Origin of the sequence: Vibrio marisflavi CECT 7928 (genome assembly GCF_921294215.1) — a bacterium.
GTDB classification, from domain to species: domain Bacteria; phylum Pseudomonadota; class Gammaproteobacteria; order Enterobacterales; family Vibrionaceae; genus Vibrio; species Vibrio marisflavi.
In genome coordinates this window covers 2,584,681-2,606,296 of record NZ_CAKLDM010000002.1, presented here as the reverse complement: position 1 = coordinate 2,606,296, position 21,616 = coordinate 2,584,681, and the positions used below count along the sequence as shown (strand labels likewise).

Here is a 21,616-nt window from a genome sequence, read left to right as displayed (position 1 = left end):
AGAGAACGAGTTATGAAAACGATCATAGTGGCTGCAGGAATGGGAGTATCACTAGATGGAGCAAACCGACTGTCGCTCGTAGTAGGACCAGATGGGAACACAGTCTTCGACAGATTGAGGAAACAGTTTGGTGATGATCTCATCATCGTTGTTGGCTATCGAGCAGCGGATGTTATATCTAGTACGTATACTGCAAAACACGTTTTAAATCCATTTTGGCACGAAACTGGAAGCGCGTATTCAGCATTCTTAGGGCTTGATGCTCTAGACAACACAGCTCAAAACGAACAAATTTGTATCATACCGAGTGATCTCATCTTTTCTGATATGGCAGTTGAGCAATTTAAGGTTAATAGAGCTTCGACTATTTTTGGCATACAAACGGAGTTTCGCCACCCTGAATCTGCCAACTTAGCATTGGAAAATGATGTAGTAAAGTCTGTATATATGGGACATGTTAGAAACATAAGTGATCCACTGTATCGAGGCCCAATCATTTTCGATGCTGAGCACCTTTATGAAATAAAAGAGCTTTGTAGAAATAATTCTGATGTCTCAGTAGTTGAGGCAGTACTAAAGTGTAAACAAGATTTTAGATTCGGTGTGCTGTCAAAATCAGATGTGTTTGAAATTAACTCGGTTGTTGATTATTTGACAGCAAAAGAGTCTTTATAGGAAACAAAAGTGAAAGTTAGGACCTATACATTTTTTTTGGGTGATGATTGTATCTCACATTCTCGAGAAGAGAGAGAGAGAGTAAATAAAATTTGTAAAGCGCTACCAATTATTTCATCCATGTCAGAAGTTCGAACTTCAAGAGTCACACTCCAAACAATAACCTTTTCAGATCTATATGAGCTAGAAAAGGCTATGACTGGGCTAAAGGTGAATTATGATAAGTTTCGGCATAGCGGTGTAAGATGGGTTAACCAGCCTATTGTATATAAAGGAAGTGAAGGGGAACACTCTTATGCTGCGGTAGTCGCGCGGATAGTTGCTATTTTGGTAGAGCTTCCAAATCTATTTGTTTCTATTCGCTCCACTGGGTTTGACAACAGTTCAGTACCTGCGAAGTTATATGCTTCAATATGCAAATCTCTATCACGAGCGGATAGTACTGGGGGTATTAACTTCCGGTTTGGCATAGGCTTTGAGATAGTTTCAGGTACACCGTACTATCCGTTTTCATATTCCTCATCCTTTGGGGCATCTCTAGGTATTGAGTCCCTGCCTGTAGTGGTACGAGAGTTTGATGAAGTTAAGGAAATTAAACTCTCTGATAACGCGCTGGATTCATTGTCCAAGTGTTACAGTGCTGCAGAGGTTAATCTTAAATCATGTGATATTCCATTATTGGGAGGTGATTGGTCTTTAGCTCCGATACCACATACCACCGACTCAGTTGCACAGCTGATTGAAAATCAAGGCTATACTATTGGCTCATCTGGCGCACTTTCAATTGTGGGTAGACTTACAGCTGAGCTTAAAGGTATGGCCTCTGATGAAAGAGTCATTGCGAGCGGTTTTAACGGTGTTATGCTGAGTGTGCTAGAGGATGACCTTTTAGCTCGCAGGTTTTCAGAGGGTGCTGTCACTGTTAATGATCTAATTATGTATTCGTCAGTATGTGGTGTTGGTGTCGATATGGTGCCTATACCAGGCGAAACTTCGGAAGCTACGATAGCTGGTGTTGCTTTAGACTTGGCTATGATGGCAAGTCGACTAAATAAGCCACTTGGTTTGAGACTTCTTCCTATACAAGGTAAACGCGCAGGAGCAGTTACGCACTTTAATCACGATTTCTTAAACGATACATGTATACAGGGACTTTTCTAGTGGCTAGTTTTGACAAAGAACTTGTAAGGAAGTTTTGGGACTCAAGAGTTGAAAAGTTGGATAAGACTAGCAATAAAGTATCAATTACCAATCTAGAAACTAATAGTCAATTATCTGAGCAAAAAGTCAAACTTGAATCTCGAGTATTAGAGACAGTTTTTAAGGGTTCATATAATACTAACCTCTTAGATTTAGGGTGTGGGTACGGCTATTGGAGTATCCACTTTAGTAAGTACTTTAAAAAAATAATAGCAGTTGAATATAACCAAAATCTTATTCAATATGGACAGGAAATAGCGAAAGAAAATAATCTGAGAAATATTACATTCCTCCAATCTGATGTGTGTGATTTTAACTTTGATAATGATTATGATGTTGTGCTTATTTCTGGACTATTCCTTTACCTGGAAGATGGAGATATAATAAGGATTTTGACTAAACTATCGAAATGCTTAAAGCCAGGTGCGCGGATAATATTGAGAGATGGAATGTCACTTTTAAAAGATGATCATATCATATCAAATAAATACTCAACAGCTCTTGGAGATAATTATAGTGCAATATATAGAACGCCACAGAAGTACCGGGAGCTATTTAGTTGCTTAAACGCTACTCTTATTCATGATATGGATATGTTTGATGATGCATCTGGATTAAATAAGTGGAAGGAGACTAGACTTCGGGTTATGGTCTATGAGGTTCAGTAGTATGAGTTTTTTTGATATTGTCTCTGACATATATGAGCGACAGTCTTTTAAAGAGTTTTACTCACGGAAAATCTCAGGTAAGTTGTCCCCTATTTTGGCTGCCTATTGCTATAGAAAAAGCATCCACCCAAATACTTTAACACTCCTTATGATCCCAACTGGTATCATAGGTGGGCTTCTATTTTCTTGTGGAGGAAATATTAATTGGGCTCTGGGTGGCCTTGCTTTGATAATTTTAAATATACTGGATGCTGCGGATGGTGAGGTCGCAAGGTATTCAAATAAAACCAGCTTGACTGGTGATTATTACGATAGAGTTGCACACTATATTACAGATGTAAGTGCTTATTTTGGTGCAGGGGTTGGGCTTTATTTATGGCTTGATAATAAGATTATTTTGTACGTTTCTTTTGTATTGGTTTTGACTCATATAAGCGATATTGCTTTAAGGGACTTGAGAGTTTTAGTCGGTGTCGACTTAGATAAAAATAACAAATCAGAAAAACTAACAGTAAAAGACAAGAAAAAGGCGACAACAATGCCTATAAAGGGGTATGGTCGGCTTGTAGGAGAAGTACTGTTTACGAATGTTGCCTTTTTTCACCTTATACCTATCTTGTCTATATTTCAGCTATTGACCAGTATGAGTGAACCATATTTATTGACTGGATATTTTATCATATTTACTTTAGTAAACGTTATAAAGGTGATTGTAAGGATTAAAATTATTAGTCGTCTGGATAAATGGATATGATTGTACGTTTAACGAGAACATTGCCAATGGAAAGTCAACCTGGAGCTGGTCAACATGCTTTCTACTATTCGGATTATATTAGAGAAAAAACGAAAATATTTGTTCCTTATAAAGGGGCTGCGACTCAATATGACTTTAGCAATGATGTCGATATAGTTAGAATCTCTTCACCAGATGCTGTGCTAGGTGATAAGACTAGTTTTTTTGGGAAGCTATCTGTTTTTATTGTTAAGTTATTTGGGGATTTTATATGTAGTTTTGAGGCAATTAAAGAGCTTTGGTCTATTCGTAAAGAAGTAAAGTTAGTACATGTACATAGCATAGGATTTATGTTTACTGGCTTGATCCTAAAACTACTGCTTCGTTGTCCTGTCGTATTTGGTTTTCACGGTACTGATTTCATCCGAGTTAAAAAGAATAGAATAGCAAGAATGGTTTTTCGATATTATGATGGTTTTATTTATGTTTCTCCTCTAATGTCAAAGCCGATTAAAGAGATGTTTCCAGATAAGCCAATAAAATATATTGGAAATTTCGTTGATACGGAATTCTTTTCATTGGTTGAAAGCCCTCCTAAGAATGGTAAGTTTTTGTTATGTGTAGCTAGTTTAAGGTGGCAGAAAGATATTCAAACACTAATTGCCGCCTATGCTCACGCTATTTCTATAAACCCTGATGTTTATCCATTAAAAATCGTAGGTATAGGTCCTCAAAGAGAGGAACTGGAAAACTTGGTCGCTCAGCTAAAACTTGGAGATAGAATTTCGTTCGAAGGTTCAAAGTCTCGGTCTGAGATTTTTACATTGATGTCGAGTTGTCATTTTTTTATTCTCTCATCAATTAAAGAAGGTTTTCCTAAAGTAGTCTTGGAAGCTTTAGCTTGTGGTAAATTTGTTGTTACTACAAAGGCTGGTGCATTAAGTTCTATTTTAAACAATGAAGTAAGCAGTTTAGTGAACGTTAGTGATTCTACTGGTTTGGGTGATAAAATTGCAGAGTACTCGGCGACAAAATTTGACTACGCCCAAGCAAAAAAGTGTAGGGCTGTTGCTGAGCAGTATTCAATACGAACACTTGTTAGCAATGTGTCTAAATTATATAAGATAGTTCAGAGGGAGTATGAATAAACAGCTATGTGTATTTTCCAGTAACGGAGAGGCTACAAGTACAAAAGCTATATTCAGCTTTTATATGATGTCTTTGATTGCTTCTCAACTTTACTTTTTAGTATACCCATATGTTGTATTTTTTTTGACAAAGGGGTGGGGTGGAGGGTTATATCGATATCAAAATATATCTATAGATCCGCCGTTCTTTTCTGGTTTCCTTTTATCATTATTTGTGCTTTTTTCATATTCATTTGCGTACCTCTTACTGATAAACAGACTGGGTAAATTAGATAAGTTTGTAAGCTATGATTTGTTTATTAGTAAACGAATTGTGTATGTGTTGCTGATTGTAGTAATGATAATCTACCTACCGTGGATAGGTGTGGATCGGTATATATATAAGGAATCAGTAGGGTTTTGGCCTGGTGAGGTCCTAATCGCTGCATCTATGCTTCTTTATCTACTAGGTGTGCGTGGAACATCTAGAGAGAAGGTGTTTGTTATTGCAATATTTTTTGTGATTATCTTTGCTATAAGAGAGCGGGAGTATATTTTGTTTCTAGTAGCATTGGTTTGGTTTTCACTGAAACAAACTAGGAGTCGAGTTGCTCTTGTTATTTTAGGTATAACATCTATATTATTCTATAAGTCCTTTTTTAACTATGTAACAGGAAGCGATAATCCTACATTTTTGTTTGATGATATATTGCATTTCCTTCGTTTTTCTGCTGCTGATGCTAGGCATGCGCTCAATATAATGTACTCGTACATGTTAGGAGATAATCCTAGCTATTTGCATCAATCTATATATTATCCACATTGGATTCGTAATGTTTTTGGCGATAGCTTGATATCAAATTCAAGGTTAGCATCTGAGTATTATACGGCGAACATGACAGGCACAGGTTTTAACCATGCTCTGGAGCTATGGTTAAATTTTGGTTTATATTTGCCTGTTTTTTGCGTTTTATTTACAGTAGTATTATTAGTGCTAGCCCGCCTAGGTCCATTATTTATAGTACCAGTGTTAACTTTTATTATTAAGTCCGCTCGAGGAGATTTTTCTGCTGTGTTTGTCGTATGGGTAGTAATCCCCACTTTGATCCTGCTGTCCCTATACCTATTTGACAGATATATTCTGAAAGCCTTACTTGATTGGTCGACTAAATTTTGGAGCAATAAAAATGCTATTGGTAAGTGAGAAGGCTACTAGATGGCGAGAAAGTAACTTAAAACTGAAACTTAGAGAAGTTGAGTTGCTAGTAAAGTACTTTGGAAAAGATCATCATTTTGAAAATGTCCTAGAGGTTGGTGCTGGAAATTGTTCTCAATCCGAATTTCTTTATAAGTTAGCCAGTAACTCTCTATTTTCTATAGATTTAAACTCAGAACGGTTATTTTCAGGTAACAATTTAAAGTCTCAGACTTTGCTGGTTGCAGATGCTGAACAATTAGATCAAGTAGACTTTCCTATACAATTTGATCTAGTATTCTCTTCGAATGTGTTAGAACACCTACCTAATGTTAAAGATTGTTTAGATACATCACTCTTAGTATCCAATGAAAACTCATTTTATGTTCATATTCTGCCCAACCCTACTTGGAGGCTGTTTTCTACGTTACTATATTATCCTATTAAACTACGTAACCTGATAGGGCGTTTATTTTCGAAGAAAGAAGTTGCTGCGAAGTCTTCCTGGGGGAATAACATGAAAATAGACGTTGCAAAACCAAGTTTCTTATCTCGATTACTGCCTCCTGTTCACGGTGTGTCAAATAATCTATTTCAAGAGTTTAAGGCGTTTAGGCGTTCTGCATGGATTAGAATATTTGAAGAATGTGGATATGAAGTCGTTGATGTACTACCAGGTCCTATTTCTACAGGGTATGGTATTGGTTTTGACTCATTAAAACCACTGCTCGAAGGAATGGGGCTATCTACCGAGTATATTTATATCTTAAATCGAGCTAAAAATGTTAGTGAAATATAAAACCTTTTCCCTCAACCTAACTTCATTATATGGCCTTCAACTTCTACTAACACTATTCCCCGTACTTATAATACCCCTGTTAATCCGAACGTTAGGAGTAAATGAGTATGCAAGTTATGTATTGGTTGCAGCTTTATTTAGTATGCTCGAAATAGTAGTTGCTTACAGCTTTAGGACTACCGCTACACGAGAGGCTTCGAATGTTTCAGACGATGAAGGCATGTCTGAACTTATCATATCAGTTATGTGTATTCGATTATGCTTATCACTCCTAGCTATTGTTATATTTTGTATACTATTCCAAATTGTTTATACGTCAAAAATACCTCAAATATCATCACTTTCTCTGGCTATAATTCTTACACTTCGCCTTTTGGGTTTTGTACTTTCTAATGAATGGTATTTCCAAGCAATGCAGAACACTTCTGTACTGCTATTTATAACACTGTTTTCACGTTTATTTTTTGTTTTCACCTTAATATTGCCGACTGAGAAGACATTGGAATACGTATTGTTTTGTAACTCAGTTATGTACTTTCTCGTCGGAGTTTCTGCATTTGTCTATATTTTCTTATATAGAAAAATTATTATTGTAGTTCCCGAAACAAGGACGATGATGACTCGATTTAGAGATGGTGCAGATCTATTTATTTCAAGCTTAGGTGTATACTTTTATACAAATATTAACACAGTTTTTGTTTCATCATTACTCCCTCCTCAATTTGTAGCAGTGTATAGTGTTGCTGAAAAGGTTTATAGAGGTGCAGCTTCTTTATTCTCCCCAATTAATAGGGCTTTATATCCGATTTTGTTAAAGTTACATAGCAGCAATAAATATAAGTTTTCCCGATTATTTGCCATTGTTTATCTGTTTCAAATGGTGTCAGTTATTCTTTTGTCTATTATTTTGCACTATTTTGACCGAACAATATTAAAATATTTTTTTCATGGAAATGCTATTACTGATGAAGCAATGGTATTCTTTTCTCATTTCCTATATTTATCCGTACTGTTTGTTGTGTCAGCATATACCACATATATTTTAGTCATTTTTTCTTTAGATAAAGTGATAAAAAGGATAACTATTACGTTTGGTATTATTAATGTCGTTTTGATACCATTAGTACTTACGTACCTTTCTTTTATTTATGTATTTTGGGCGATTTTTATGATTATGCTTTTGGTTGCATTGATACAAACATCGTTATGCGTCAGTGGTTTGGACAGGCGTGTAGAGTGTAAGTGATGTCGATCTTGTTAGTTTTTTGCTGGTTGTTGGGGTGTTTTAGTCTAATCTATTTCTCCTTTTATCGTCGTAGAGTCGATGTCTTCTCTTTTAGTTTTGTCGGCTTTTTTATATACTCATTTCCAATTCTAGTAGGTAGTGTTCCTAATTATCCATATGATAATAGACTAGAATTAGACCATTTTTTATACTTTTACTTTATATTGTTTAGTGTAGTATACCTGTTGGTGGTGTTTGTACATGATAAATATATAGATAGAGTCAATGTTAAACCAGTTTCACAATTCGTTTTTCCTAGGTTGGTTATATACTTTCTTGCAATTATAGCTGTGGGTTTGGTTTTATATGTTTCTATTGATATTGTTAGTACTGGTATGTATATAAGGGCTGGAATAGAAAAAGTACAAGTACTAAAATCTTTGCCGAGTATATATAATTGGGTTGTTTATTATCTCATATCACTTTCTTTTCTTTGTGCTATCGCGAGATATCACTATATAGCGGCTCTTTCTATATTCTTGCTTATGTTTGATGTTGTATTGGTAGGAATGAGAGTCAACATAACAATAGCTTTGGTTGGTTCTATTCTTATTGTTTTCTATGGCTATAGACTCTCCTTTAAATCTGCAGTTTTTAGCTTCGTGGCAGGGATTTTTCTAGTTTTTACTGTTATTTTTATAAAACCAATGTTGCGTATTTTTGTTACGACAGGGGAGTTTTTTTCCTATTTTGATGGTAGCTCTAGGTTATATACATATATAGGACGTATGGAGCCATTTCCACAGATTTCTATTTTTAATACGGTTGTAAAACACTCAATAGAGTTTAACCGTCATGAGTGGTTTAATAGTGTAATTACACTATTTGGTTTTGGTAGTAATGCACAGGTTGTAAAATTTACGTCTGTCTTTGCTCCATTCTATCATGGTATTAGGGATGGAGCCCTAGGCTCTTCTTCTATAGGCGAGATGTACGCCTTATTTGGAGTACTAGGCATAGTAGTATTTTGCCTATTATATCCATTGTTACTTGTTTTACTCTCAACTATCTTACGCAAGTATGGAGACTTAGCAAGAATATTTATACTACCTATTGTTCCAATCATAGGGTTTTATTTTTATCGCAATGATATTTATTTCTCTCTACTTCAAATGAGACGGATCTTATTTTATTCTTTTGTTTTCTTTACTGTTCTTTTTCTTGTAAAACTTGTACGGAGAAAATATAGTTAACTTATGTGTGGGATTTTTTACACCAATTTGGATATATCTTATACGCGTCTAAATAAAGTTATCGCACTATCCAGTAGGCGAGGGCCAGATGCTCAGAGTTCTATGAGAGTAGGGGGGCAGACTCTTGCTCATACGCGCTTGGCATTATTGGATTTAGATCCAAGATCCAACCAGCCCTTTTCTTATAAGCATTTGGTCGCCGTTTTCAACGGAGAGATTTATAACTTCAGGTCACTAAGGGCATCTTTGGAAAAAGGCGGGTATACCTTTTCTACAGAGGGCGATGTTGAGGTTCTTTTGGCTGGGTACTTGGAGTACGGTCATAAGATTTTAGAACGACTAATTGGGATGTTTGCTTTTGCTATATACGATGCAAATGCTCAAACAGTGTTTTGCGCGAGAGATAGGTTAGGGAAAAAACCGTTATTCTACTCTTTTCATGGAAAAGGTTTTACAGCAGCTTCCAGTGTGGATCAAGTAGTTACTGTGTTACAAGGGGTTGGTCAAGAGGTTTCAATAAGTAGTCAAGCTATGGGGAGCTTCTTCTCTAGCAAATGCACCAGTGCCCCACAGAGTATATACAACGGCATATACTCTGTGGGTGCTGGTGAGTATATGATTATTTCCACGATAGATAGTAAAATAGTTGCAAATGAATGTTATTGGGATCCTAGGCACCTAGTTTCCACAACGCCTATGATATCCAGTTCATTCGACGATGCTTGTAATGAATTGGAGGGGCTTCTTTCTGAAGCAGTAGAGTCAAGGCTTGTATCCGATGTACCTGTTGGAGTTCTTATGTCGGGTGGTGTTGATTCGACTCTTGTTGCTGCTTTAGCACAAAAAAAATCTGCTGTGCCAATAAAAGCATTTACAGTTGCTTTTGATGATCCAAAGTATGATGAGAGTGGAGTAGCAAGTCGTGTCGCAGACTCGTTAGGGCTCGAGCATCATATCTTAGAATGTAGGTCCAGTGACTTAATTGATCTTATCGAAGATATGTCTTTGGCATATGATGAACCCTTTGCGGATTCATCAGCTTTACCAACATTACTGGTGTCTAAGTTTGCATCTCAACACGTTAAAGCCGTAATGACTGGCGATGGTGCAGATGAGGTCTTTCTTGGTTACAATAGATACTCTCAACTGTCCTCTATTTTACCATTTTTGTCTGCTTGGCAGAAAACCCCAAAGCCAGTAAGAAAAGGAGTATCTCATTTACTCAACCTTTTGCCTAAAAAATTGGCTCGTCGTGTTCAAAAAGTAAGTGAATTCTCGACAGTTGGAGAGTTCTATTCTGCATTGTTGAAAACAGACACATCATCTTGGTATGTGTCTGAGCAATCACCTTTCGAAGACGTATTAAGTTTTTGTGATTCGAGTTTAGATCCGATCTCTTTAGCTGGTTTGTATGACCTTCAACACTACTTACTTAATGATATTAATGTAAAAATAGACCGAGCATCAATGCACTTTTCGTTAGAAGCTAGAGCTCCGTTTCTAGACCACCGTGTGGTTGAGTATGGCCTGTTATTACCTAAAAAGTATAAATTTAAACCAAATAGCAAGAAGTTTATTATCAAATCGTTAGCGTCTCGATATTTGCCTAGTGATATTACAGAAATGAGAAAACGAGGTTTTTCTATTCCTCTCTCATCTTGGTTCAGAGGTGAATTAAGAGAGTACGTAGAAGATCAACTAACTCCCGGTACTTTAGGTGCTATTAATGGAGTTGATTCTAGGGCAGTTTTGGATATGATTCATGATCATATGTCCGGTAAAGTGAATGCTCAAACCGATATTTGGAAATTGCTTGTTTATGTAGCTTGGGCACAGAAACGTCGATGAAATGTGTATTAGTTATTCCTAACCTCTTGGTTGGTGGAACCCAAAGGGCAATGTGTAATCTAGCAGTAGGCCTAGCTAAGCGTGGTAGAGATGTGTCGCTCATTGTTATTCACCGAATAGATAAAGAATATGGTGGTTTGGAAACCTCGAGGCTTGATATTAGTACTTTGGAGGAGGCGGGAGTTAAGTTAATTTACTTAAACCGAACCAATGTTGTCTACTCTGGAACTTCAGTACTTCGAACAGTTTTAGCTCTGAAGCCAGATGTAGTGATGTCTTCTCTTAGTTACCTTAATTTGTATTTGAGCTTTATTTTTTTGTTTTTGCCCAAACACATTGTCTATGTTGTTAGGGAGTCCAATGTTCTTAGCGTTAAACATTCCCATGCATTTGGGAGGAAGTTCCTTCGTGCGATATACAGTTTTAGCTATAGGTTAGTCAAACATGTTGTGTGTCAGAGCCATGATATGCAAGATGATCTAGTTCAACATTTCGGTGTAGATGAAAATAAGACGGTTGTGATAAATAACGGTGTAGATGTCGAAAGGTTGCAGCACTTATCACACGAACCATTACATTATGATTTACCTAGTAACTGTATAAATGTTGTATCCGTAGGGCACCTTACCAACCAAAAAGGGCATGATTTATTGATAAAGGCTCTTGCAGCTCTAGATCGTGATGATGTAGTTATACATATAGCTGGGCGTGGTCCACTAAAAGAAGATTTAATTGCGTTATCAGAAAAGCTAGGTGTCCGTAAGCAAGTGGTTTTTCATGGCTTCATGCAAAACCCCTTCCCCTTAATTCGGGCATGTGATCTTTTTGTTTTAGCCTCACGATTTGAAGGGTATCCCAACGCATTGGTGGAAGCTCGGACAATCGGTATTCCTGTCTTAGCAAGCTCCTGTAAAGGTGGAATATTTGAGATATTGGGTGCTGATGATTTGTCTTTTCTAGTAGGAGATAGTGATGACTTAAAGGAGAAGCTTGATATGTTTCTTCTGAATGGAAGCAACAGACATAAAGCTGTAAAGGCTGGGACGACAGAATTTGGCTTAGAAGTTATGTCTGAACGATTTGACAATTATTTTTCTAGTATTACTCGTGGAGTTTAGACTTATGAGATTAGAGTTTAATAACGAACTGACAATTGGTGTGATTGGATTGGGATATGTTGGGCTACCATTGGCGGTGGAGTTTGGGAAAAAATTCAACACAGTAGGGTATGATATAAATCTGAGCCGCCTGCAAGAGTTGCGCGAAGGCCGTGATAACACTTTAGAAGTAACCGACAAGGAGCTGGCCACTGCGAGCCGGCTTAGTTACAGTGACTCATTAGATGACCTGAAAAAATGTCAGGTATATATTGTCACTGTACCAACGCCAATAAATAAGAGTAAACAGCCAGACTTAAGCCCTTTGATCTTAGCTAGTAAGACTATAGCTAATGTTTTGAAGCAAGGTGATGTCGTAATTTACGAATCCACAGTATATCCAGGCGCTACTGAGGAAGATTGTGTTCCTGTACTGGAAAATGGTTCAGGGCTGGTCTTTAATAGTGATTTTTTCTGTGGTTATAGCCCGGAAAGAATTAACCCAGGAGACAAAGAACATAGAGTCAGCTCTATACTAAAAATTACATCTGGATCTACACCCGAGGCTGCAGAGTTTGTTGACCAGTTGTACCTATCCATAATCGAAGCAGGAACTCACAAAGCTAGCTCAATTAAAGTTGCAGAAGCGGCGAAGGTTATAGAAAACACCCAGCGGGATGTAAATATAGGTTTAGTCAATGAGCTGGCACTGATTTTTAATCGATTGGGAATTGATACTGAAGAAGTACTAAAAGCGGCTGGAACTAAGTGGAATTTTTTGCCATTTCGTCCTGGACTAGTTGGCGGTCACTGTATCGGTGTTGACCCATATTATTTAACCTATAAAGCTCAATCAGTGGGATATCATCCTGAAATAATTTTGGCGGGACGTAGGTTAAACGATGGTATGGGTGCATATATAGCTAGCCAGTTAGTAAAAGAGATGTTAAGGAAGCGAATTCACGTCGAGGGAGCGCAAGTCCTTGTCATGGGGCTGACTTTCAAAGAAAATTGTCCCGATCTTCGAAATACTAAAGTTATTGATATTGTGTCGGAGCTTGAGGATTATGGTGTTCAAGTTGATTGTTATGACCCATGGGTAAAAGCTAACGAAGCTGAAATAGAGTACGGGATTTCTCCTATAAGTGTTTTGCCTGTAGAAAAGTATGACGCTGTTATTACGGCTGTCGCGCATAGCGAATTTTCTGAGCTTAGCTCTGAACAAATTCATTCTTTATGCAAACCATTACACGTGCTGTATGACCTAAAGTATATCCGGCCCGTAGTAGAAAGTGATTTACGTTTGTAATAGATTCAGTTTAACTAAGAAGGCTCGTAAAGCGAGCAAGCATATATGATTACATATTCAAGATTACTCAAAGACCTCTCCGCAAACCCCAAAACATGGTTGATTACTGGGGTGGCAGGTTTTGTTGGCTCTAATTTATTGGAGCAGCTCTTAAAGCTAGATCAAAAAGTCGTAGGTTTGGATAACTTTGCAACTGGCCATCAGCGAAATTTGGATGAAGTACGTAGTATAGTTAGTTCGAAACAATGGGCGGGGTTCAAGTTTATTCATGGTGATATCCGAAACCTTGAAGATTGTTATGAAGCATGTAATGAGGTTGATTATGTCTTACATCAAGCAGCCCTTGGTTCAGTTCCTCGGTCCATAGCAGATCCTATAAGCACGAACAATACAAATATTGGCGGTTTCGTAAATATGCTAATGGCAGCTAAAGAATCAAATGTCAAAAGCTTTACCTATGCTGCTAGTAGCTCGACATATGGCGATCATCATGCTTTGCCAAAAATAGAAGAAAATATCGGAAATCCATTGTCACCATATGCTGTTACTAAGTATGTTAATGAGCTATATGCAAGTGTATTTGCTAGGGCTTATGGGTTTAAGGCGATAGGGTTACGCTATTTCAATATTTTTGGTAAACGTCAAGACCCAGAGGGAGCATATGCCGCAGTTATACCAAAGTGGATAGCAGCGATGCTTAATGATGGTGATGTGTTTATTAATGGGGACGGAGAAACTAGTCGTGATTTCTGTTTTGTTGAAAATGCCATTCAAGCCAACTTGCTAGCAGCGGTCGCAGAAGAAGAGGTTAAGAATGAGGTTTACAATGTGGCAGTTGGGGGCAGAACAACATTGAAAACTCTTTTTTCGGCATTGCAGTCCACACTGTTAGACAATGGAAAGTCTTATACAAGAGAACCGAAGTACGTTGAATTTCGGGCTGGAGATGTTCGCCACTCAATGGCTGATATTACAAAAGCTAGGAAGTTGTTAGGTTATTCCCCAGAGTATAATATAGATCGAGGGATTTCCAAGTCTATGCCATGGTACATAAGCTTTTTGGTAGAATAATGGTCTTTTTGCTAATTTCTAATAAGGCAGAAACTATAGTCAACTTTCGTTTAGACCTAATCCAAGATATTCAATCTCAAGGAAAACTAGTGCATGTTTGTGCACCAGGTCTTACCGTTGCTTCTCAAATAGGCCAGCAACTCTCTCAAAAAGGAGTAATAGTACATAGTGTGCCTATTGAGCGAACAGGTATTAACCCTTTTTCAGATGTTATTACATTTGTAGCTTTACTAAAGTTGATTCGGCGCATACGCCCTAATGAGGTTCTCAGTTATACAATTAAGCCAGTGGTTTGGGGAAACTTAGCTTCAAGGCTTCTCAATGTTAAATATAGTTACTCATTGATTACTGGGGTTGGTTATGCGTTGGCTAGTGATAAGAGCGAATTCAAACATAAACTTGTACAGTATTTTGCTCGAGGGCTTTATCGATTCGCTTTGCAATTCAGTCATAAAGTATTTTTTCAGAACCCTGATGACTTATCATTATTTAAAGAGCTGAACATTATTGATGAGGAAACTTCTACCGCTGTTGTAAATGGATCGGGAGTCAACTTAAATACCTTTTGTCCAACACCACTACCTGTTGATGGTATTACATTTGTTTTTGTAGGGCGGTTATTGTTTGATAAGGGGATTAGGGAGTTCTCCCAAGCTTGCCGAGCGCTCAAATCTAAGTATCCTCTAGTGTCGTTCAAAATTGCAGGGGGAGTTGATGTGAACCCTGAATCAATACCCATAGAGGAACTCCAGTCATGGACCGATGAGGGGTTTGTAGATTATCTTGGAGAAGTGGATGATATAAAAGGTGTTTTAGCTGGCTCATCAGTTATAGTTTTACCTTCTTATAGGGAGGGGGTGCCACGAAGCGTTCTGGAAGCTATGGCAATGGGAAGAGCAGTTATAACAACTGATGCTCCTGGATGTAGGGAAACAGTGAAGGATGGTTGCAATGGATATTTAGTTACCCCTCAATCAGCCGACTCTTTAGCCAATGCAATGGAGAAACTCATAGTTAACCCCAGGACTATTGAGCATATGGGGCGAGCTTCAATCAAATTGGCAGTGGATAGGTTTGATGTAAAAAAAGTGAATAGAGCAATGCTCGATGCAATAGATAGCGTTAAGTAGTCTATAGATCGTTCAGAGGTGGAAGGTGGTCTTGAAGAAATATGTTAAATAGCCCTCACAGAATTTTGATTACAGGTGCGAATGGTTTTATAGGCTCAGCGCTTACTCGCTATTTGATGGAGGTTGGGTATGGCGAACGGTTATCTTTGGCAGTAAGAAAGGGGGTTCGAGACGACTCTAATACCTACTCTCTCGGGAACTTTAATTCTAAAACTGATTGGTCTAGTGCCCTAGAACGCTGTAAAGTGGTTATTCATGCGGCAGGCAGAGCGCATTTAAAAAAAAGCTCTCCAGAGGAGAGCTACCTTGACTCTTTAGAAGCAGATTATGAAGCGGCTATACAGCTTGTAACGAGTGCGGCAAATGCAGGTGTTTCACGGTTTATTTATATAAGCTCCGTTTTGGTAAATGGTAATGAGTCTTGCCAGCCTTTTACTGAAGATGATATCCCTATGCCAAATAGTGCAGCAGGTAGGGTTAAGTTTAAAATCGAGCAAGAGCTGTGTGAAATTGGGACGAAAGCTGGAATGGAGTTCGTCATTATTCGCTCGCCTCTAGTCTATGGTAAAAATGTTCCAGGTAATTTTGGAAGTCTAATTCAGTTGGTTCGAAAAGGATTCCCACTCCCACTTGCCTCAATCCACAATAGTCGTTCATTTATTTGTATACATAATTTGACACATTTAATAGCGAAGTGTATTGAGCATCCTGGAGCAAAGAATCAGGTTTTTATGGCATCAGATGGAGAGGATATGTCAACTACAGAGTTATTTCGTGGTCTTGCTCAAGCTATGGGTAAGCGACATCATTTATTCTATATACCTCAAACGGCTATAAAACTAGGTTCGATGGTGTTGGGAAAAAAGGACTTAGCAGACCGCTTGTTTTCTTCCCAACAAGTAGACATATCTAAGGCTTGCAATCTTTTGGAGTGGCGCCCTCCTTATTCTGTTGATGCTGGACTAAATAGCTGCTTTGTCAAAAATAGTGATTATCTGGGTAGTCAAATTCACAGGCCTTCTAAGAGAACATAGTTGTGATTCGAACTTTAGACGTGATATTTTCGTTAATAGGGCTGGTATTGGGAGCACCAATATTAGTTTTACTAGTATTAATTGGTCTCATCGATAGTGGTTCGCCTATTTTTCGGCAAGAAAGAGTTGGGAAGCACAAACAGCCGTTTACACTTGTTAAGTTTCGTACTATGCGTAAAGGGACTGCTTCCGTAGCTACGCATCTTGCAAGCTCTTCTTCTATAACCTTCTTCGGACGCTTTTTACGCCGTACCAAGCTTGATGAACTTCCTCAGTTATGGAACGTCCTGACAGGAGATATGAGTTTAGTAGGGCCTAGACCTGGTTTATATAACCAAGAACAATTGACACTCTGCCGTGACGCTATGGACGTCTATTCTGTCCGGCCTGGAATTACGGGGCTAGCTCAGGTCAAAGAAATCGATATGTCAACACCTCAATTATTAGCAAAAACAGATGCTGAGATGATTGAGAACATGAATGTGAAAAATTATTTTCGCTACTTAATTCTAACAATATCTGGTCGTGGCTCAGGTGATCGTATAAGTAGAAAGCCGTGATTTCATTATTTGGTGAATTTAAAACTTTTGTTAGTAAGATTGTTGGTATAATGGTTTAGTAGAAGAGATAGAATGAAAATTGCAATCGCAGGTACGGGCTACGTAGGTTTATCCAATGCAATGTTGTTGTCGCAAAACCATGAAGTGATTTCGGTCGATATCCTAGCTGATAGAGTCAAGTCATTGAATGAAAAAAAGTCACCGATTGTTGATGCAGAGATTGAACATTTTTTAGCAGAAAAGGATCTTAACTTCAAAGCGACTTTAGAGAAAGTTCTCGCATATGATAATGCTGACTTCGTGATAATAGCGACGCCAACAGACTACGACCCAGTAACGAATCACTTTGACACGTCTTCTGTTGAGTCAGTGATCAAGGATGTTATGGTTATAAACCCTAGTGCGGTTATGATCATTAAATCCACTGTACCGGTCGGGTACACTGAGCGTGTTAAGAAAGAGCTCGGTAGTGATAATATAATTTTTTCCCCTGAATTCTTGCGGGAAGGCCGCGCTTTGTATGACAACCTTTACCCTTCACGCATTATTGTTGGTGAGATAAGTGACCGAGCTCAATTGTTCGCTAGTTTGTTGCTAGAAGGGGCGGAAAAGAAAGATATTGAGGTTTTGTTCACAGAAGCAACCGAAGCTGAGGCTGTCAAATTGTTCTCCAATACCTATTTAGCTATGCGTATTGCTTACTTTAATGAACTAGACTCGTATGCGGAATCACATGACCTAGATTCACGACAGATTATCCAAGGTGTGGGCTTAGATCCTCGTATAGGCCTTCATTACAACAACCCTTCTTTTGGGTATGGCGGGTATTGCTTGCCAAAAGACACAAAACAGTTGCTGGCTAATTATCAAGATGTACCGAATAGTATTATAGGTGCAATAGTAGACGCAAATCGTACCCGAAAAGAATTTGTCTCTGATTCGATCCTGAAGCGGAAACCAAACGTAGTGGGTATTTATCGTTTGATAATGAAAGCTGGTTCGGACAACTTTCATGCATCTTCAATTCAGGGAATTATGAAGCGAATAAAAGCTAAAGGTATAGAAGTTGTAGTGTACGAGCCGGTTCTACAAGAAAGTCACTATTTCCACTCTAGAGTTATTCACGATTTGGAAGAGTTTAAGTCACTGGCAGATGTAATTGTTTCTAATCGAATGGTTGAAGAAATACAGGATGTTGTAGATAAGGTATATACTCGGGATTTGTTTGGCTCTGATTGAGTGAATATTATTACTTGAGTGGTATTGCCTCAATAGTATGCGAATAGTTAACCTACGCCTTGAAAAGAAGGGCGTGTAGTAAAATAAATTGCAACTAGAGCTGCTGAGTTGAAAAAACAAAACTAAAAGATGATTGTTATTTACAATGTTTTTGACTGAATGTAATTTCAATTTTTTAAAGAGACTGTCACAGAGAATTATAGGATGAAATATTTGGTTACCGGAGCTGCTGGTTTTATTGGCAGCGCAACGATAGATAAGTTGATGCAAGACGGACATACTGTTGTTGGTGTTGATAATATCAATGATTATTATGATACCTCTTTAAAATACGCAAGGCTATCTCGAATTGAGCACCCATTATTTCGTTTTATTCAAATGGATATTTCTGATGCTAGAAAGGTTACTGAACTTTTTGAACAAATGCGGTTTGAAAGAGTTATTCACCTGGCGGCTCAAGCTGGTGTACGTTACTCTCTAGATAACCCGAGAGCGTATGTTGAATCAAATCTAGTAGGCTACTTGAATATTCTGGAAGGTTGTAGGCATACAGGGGTTCAACATCTTGTTTACGCTTCTTCTAGCTCAGTTTATGGCCTGAACTCTAAAGTCCCATTTCGTACATCGGACTCAGTCGATCACCCAGTGTCCCTTTATGCTGCAACTAAGAAATCTAATGAGTTGATGGCTCATAGTTACTCTCACCTTTATGGTATACCAACTACCGGTCTCCGTTTTTTCACGGTCTACGGCCCTTGGGGGCGTCCAGATATGGCTCCATTTATTTTCACAAAGAATATTTTGGAGGGTAAACCAATTAATATAAATAACAATGGAGACATGTGGCGTGACTTTACATATATCGATGATATAGTTGAAGGGGTTGTGAGAATAGCTGACGTTTACCCAGCAAATAGTCCGCAGCACCTATTAGGTACTATTACACCATCGGTAAGCTCTGCTCCATATTCAATATATAATATAGGTAACGGAGAACCAATCAACCTTATGGATTTTATAGGTGCTTTAGAGAACGAAATTGGTGTTGAAGCAAAGAAAAATTATTGCGAGATGCAAGCGGGGGATGTTTATAAAACTTATGCTGATACCAACGATTTACTCAGTGTTGTAGGGTATAAACCCAAGACTAGAATTGAGCATGGTGTTAGAGACTTTGTTACATGGTATAGAAACTTTTTCAACTACAATAGCAGTAATACTCAAGGTCAAAAGTGAGAAACACTTAACGGAGGCTTCATACTACTTGTTGTGTTTAAAGTAATGCAGGAAATAATAAACCGCCAAGATACGGCTCTTCACTGATGAATACGCTGAGTTTGATGTGCCTTCACTAACTTCATAAGGAAGCACGGAAAGTGTGACGTACCTCAGAAAATATACTTCGTTATTAGGTTACATAGAGATAGTCTACACTAGACTGCCTATAAAACTACTACTAGCGTTGCAATTGCACAGAGAAAGATAGCTTATATGGCTCACCTAAATTATATTTTTAATCTCTCCAGATTTAGCAAACGAATTATTAGCCTGATTGTAGACGCTATCTTTGTCATCGTGTCTTTTTATTCGGCTTATTGGGCCAGAGTGAGCGCCTTACCTCCACTCGGTAGCCAATCATTTCAGCTGATTACCTTAGGGGTTTTGTTTATTACGCTAGTAGTATTTGCTAAGTTAGGTTTATACCGAGCAGTGCTACGTTACTTAACTTTTCATGCCCTTGCAGTCGTTAGCTTAGGGACGCTTATATCAGCGTTATCTATTTCAGTATTTGCTTTTTTTTTGGATGCTTCTTTGCCTCGTTCAGTACCAGTTATTTATGGTTCATTTCTATGCATCCTGTGTGGGGGGGCAAGGTTAATCGCTCGAACTCTTGTTGCTCAAGCTAACGGAAAAGGCTGTAAAAAGGTTCTAATATATGGTGCAGGAGCAGCTGGTCGCCAACTAGCGTTAGCTTTGAAAAATTCAGATACCCACAAAGTAATCGGCTTTATAGACAACGATAAGACTCTTCGTAATAACGTTATTATGGGCTTAACAGTTAGTATTGCTGATAAAGTGAAACAGCTGATTGAAAAACATAGCGTACAGCAGATTTTGCTAGCTGTACCTAGTGCGACTCGTGCACGAAGAAAGCAGATTATTGACTCGTTAGTTCATTTGCCAGCAGAAGTGCTTACCATTCCTGATATGAAAGATATTATCGCAGGTAAGGCAGAAATTGATGAGCTGAAAGATGTTGAGATTGAAGACTTACTTGGCCGAGATAGTGTTGAACCTCAACAGTCCCTAATGGAAAAGAATGTTAAGGATAAGGTAGTTATGGTGACTGGTGCTGGAGGCTCGATTGGTTCTGAACTATGCCGGCAAATTATAAAATCACAGCCTAAGACATTAATTCTATTTGAGCTCTCAGAATTTGCTCTATACAAAATTGATAGAGAGTTATCATCTCTTTTAGTATCTGATCCTGAGTTATCAGTCGAGTTAGTTCCATTGCTTGGCTCGGTTCAAAGATCACACAGGCTATCAACCTCAATGAAGAGCTTTGGTGTACAAACTGTCTATCATGCTGCCGCCTATAAGCACGTTCCGTTGGTTGAATACAACGTTGTTGAAGGAGTTAGGAACAACGTTTTTGGCACCTATTACACAGCGAAAGCAGCTGCTGAGGCTAAAGTAGAGTCTTTCGTGCTAATTTCAACAGATAAAGCTGTCAGGCCAACCAATGTTATGGGAACGACGAAGAGGGTCGCCGAGTTAGGCCTTCAAGCACTATCGGATAGTATGCAGAAACCAACAGATGAACAGCCTAGCACTTGTTTTTCTATGGTACGTTTTGGCAATGTACTAGGCTCTTCAGGCTCTGTAATTCCGCTATTTAAGAAGCAAATTGAAGATGGTGGCCCAATCACTGTTACTCATCCAGATATTATCCGCTATTTCATGACTATTCCCGAAGCTGCCCAGTTAGTCATTCAAGCGGGAGCTATGGCGAAAGGTGGAGATGTATTTGTGCTTGATATGGGTGAACCTGTTAAAATCAGTGATTTAGCAGTAAACCTTGTTCAGCTATCTGGACTTGAAATCAAAGACGATGATAACCCTTACGGTGATATTGAGATTAAGTACTCCGGTTTAAGGCCAGGAGAAAAACTGTTTGAAGAGTTGCTAATAGGGGACAATGTTGAATCTACAGCACATCCTAGAATCATGACTGCCAGTGAGCGATTCCTAGGTTTAGGACAGTATGAAGAGTTTCTTGAAAAGCTTGATGCTGCTTGCCATAACTATGATCAAGACATGATTAGAGATTTGCTTTTAGGTGCCCCTACCGATTTTTCACCGAGTGATGAAATTGGTGATCTTGTTTGGAATCAGCTTCAGGCGAGCACCGATAAAAATAAAATAGTTCACTAGTTGGTTGCTTAGCTT

Annotated in this window: 19 protein-coding genes; all 19 read left to right on the top strand. The window is 38.3% G+C overall.

The genetic code is table 11. The features are described 5' to 3' along the window. Positions 1–12: 12 nt before the first annotated feature. Positions 13–675, top strand: a complete 663-nt coding sequence (locus L7A31_RS18695) for a glycosyltransferase family protein (RefSeq protein WP_237363267.1) — start codon at positions 13–15, stop codon at positions 673–675. A gap of 9 nt (positions 676–684) precedes the next feature. Continuing rightward, positions 685–1,836 carry a DUF711 family protein gene (locus tag L7A31_RS18690; protein WP_237363266.1) on the top strand — a complete coding sequence of 384 codons (1,152 nt, stop codon included), beginning with the start codon at positions 685–687 and terminating at the stop codon, positions 1,834–1,836. Beyond that, the gene (locus tag L7A31_RS18685; RefSeq protein ID WP_237363265.1) at positions 1,836–2,543 is read left to right on the top strand and encodes a class I SAM-dependent methyltransferase; all 708 of its coding nucleotides are present in this window, start codon (positions 1,836–1,838) and stop codon (positions 2,541–2,543) included. Before L7A31_RS18690 ends, L7A31_RS18685 begins: the two co-directional genes overlap by 1 nt. Position 2,544: 1 nt before the next feature. Next, on the top strand, positions 2,545–3,297 hold the full coding sequence (locus L7A31_RS18680) for a CDP-alcohol phosphatidyltransferase family protein (protein ID WP_237363264.1): 753 nt from the start codon (positions 2,545–2,547) through the stop codon (positions 3,295–3,297). Further along, complete coding sequence (locus L7A31_RS18675; RefSeq protein WP_237363263.1) at positions 3,294–4,424, top strand: glycosyltransferase family 4 protein; 1,131 nt, start codon at positions 3,294–3,296, stop codon at positions 4,422–4,424. The genes L7A31_RS18680 and L7A31_RS18675 overlap by 4 nt, the downstream gene beginning before the upstream one ends. Continuing rightward, on the top strand, positions 4,417–5,607 hold the full coding sequence (locus tag L7A31_RS18670) for a hypothetical protein (RefSeq protein ID WP_237363262.1): 1,191 nt from the start codon (positions 4,417–4,419) through the stop codon (positions 5,605–5,607). The genes L7A31_RS18675 and L7A31_RS18670 overlap by 8 nt, the downstream gene beginning before the upstream one ends. Then, positions 5,591–6,397, top strand: coding sequence for a class I SAM-dependent methyltransferase (locus L7A31_RS18665; RefSeq protein WP_237363261.1), 807 nt, complete (start codon positions 5,591–5,593; stop codon positions 6,395–6,397). Before L7A31_RS18670 ends, L7A31_RS18665 begins: the two co-directional genes overlap by 17 nt. After that, positions 6,381–7,643, top strand: a complete 1,263-nt coding sequence (locus L7A31_RS18660) for an oligosaccharide flippase family protein (protein ID WP_237363260.1) — start codon at positions 6,381–6,383, stop codon at positions 7,641–7,643. Before L7A31_RS18665 ends, L7A31_RS18660 begins: the two co-directional genes overlap by 17 nt. Before the next feature lie 329 nt (positions 7,644–7,972). Continuing rightward, positions 7,973–8,875: a hypothetical protein gene (locus tag L7A31_RS18655; RefSeq protein WP_237363259.1), complete on the top strand. Its 903-nt coding sequence runs from the start codon at positions 7,973–7,975 to the stop codon at positions 8,873–8,875. A gap of 3 nt (positions 8,876–8,878) precedes the next feature. Beyond that, entirely contained in the window at positions 8,879–10,723 is a 1,845-nt protein-coding gene (gene asnB / locus L7A31_RS18650; protein ID WP_290368764.1) for an asparagine synthase (glutamine-hydrolyzing), read from the top strand. Next, complete coding sequence (locus L7A31_RS18645; RefSeq protein WP_237363257.1) at positions 10,720–11,841, top strand: glycosyltransferase; 1,122 nt, start codon at positions 10,720–10,722, stop codon at positions 11,839–11,841. Before asnB ends, L7A31_RS18645 begins: the two co-directional genes overlap by 4 nt. A gap of 4 nt (positions 11,842–11,845) precedes the next feature. Further along, a complete protein-coding gene (tviB, locus tag L7A31_RS18640; RefSeq protein WP_237363256.1) occupies positions 11,846–13,129 on the top strand; it encodes a Vi polysaccharide biosynthesis UDP-N-acetylglucosamine C-6 dehydrogenase TviB in 1,284 nt (427 codons plus the stop codon). A gap of 45 nt (positions 13,130–13,174) precedes the next feature. After that, entirely contained in the window at positions 13,175–14,200 is a 1,026-nt protein-coding gene (locus L7A31_RS18635; RefSeq protein ID WP_237363255.1) for an NAD-dependent epimerase/dehydratase family protein, read from the top strand. Then, positions 14,200–15,330 carry a glycosyltransferase family 4 protein gene (locus tag L7A31_RS18630; RefSeq protein ID WP_237363254.1) on the top strand — a complete coding sequence of 377 codons (1,131 nt, stop codon included), beginning with the start codon at positions 14,200–14,202 and terminating at the stop codon, positions 15,328–15,330. The genes L7A31_RS18635 and L7A31_RS18630 overlap by 1 nt, the downstream gene beginning before the upstream one ends. Positions 15,331–15,371: 41 nt before the next feature. Beyond that, the gene (locus L7A31_RS18625) at positions 15,372–16,364 is read left to right on the top strand and encodes an NAD-dependent epimerase/dehydratase family protein (protein WP_237363253.1); all 993 of its coding nucleotides are present in this window, start codon (positions 15,372–15,374) and stop codon (positions 16,362–16,364) included. A 2-nt stretch (positions 16,365–16,366) separates the two neighbouring features. Continuing rightward, positions 16,367–16,924, top strand: a complete 558-nt coding sequence (locus tag L7A31_RS18620; RefSeq protein ID WP_237363252.1) for a sugar transferase — start codon at positions 16,367–16,369, stop codon at positions 16,922–16,924. A 72-nt stretch (positions 16,925–16,996) separates the two neighbouring features. Then, positions 16,997–18,163: a nucleotide sugar dehydrogenase gene (locus L7A31_RS18615; RefSeq protein ID WP_237363251.1), complete on the top strand. Its 1,167-nt coding sequence runs from the start codon at positions 16,997–16,999 to the stop codon at positions 18,161–18,163. 204 nt (positions 18,164–18,367) lie between these two features. After that, positions 18,368–19,399 carry an NAD-dependent epimerase gene (locus L7A31_RS18610; RefSeq protein ID WP_237363250.1) on the top strand — a complete coding sequence of 344 codons (1,032 nt, stop codon included), beginning with the start codon at positions 18,368–18,370 and terminating at the stop codon, positions 19,397–19,399. Positions 19,400–19,654: 255 nt separating this feature from the next. After that, positions 19,655–21,601: a polysaccharide biosynthesis protein gene (locus tag L7A31_RS18605; protein ID WP_237363249.1), complete on the top strand. Its 1,947-nt coding sequence runs from the start codon at positions 19,655–19,657 to the stop codon at positions 21,599–21,601. Positions 21,602–21,616: the final 15 nt, after the last annotated feature.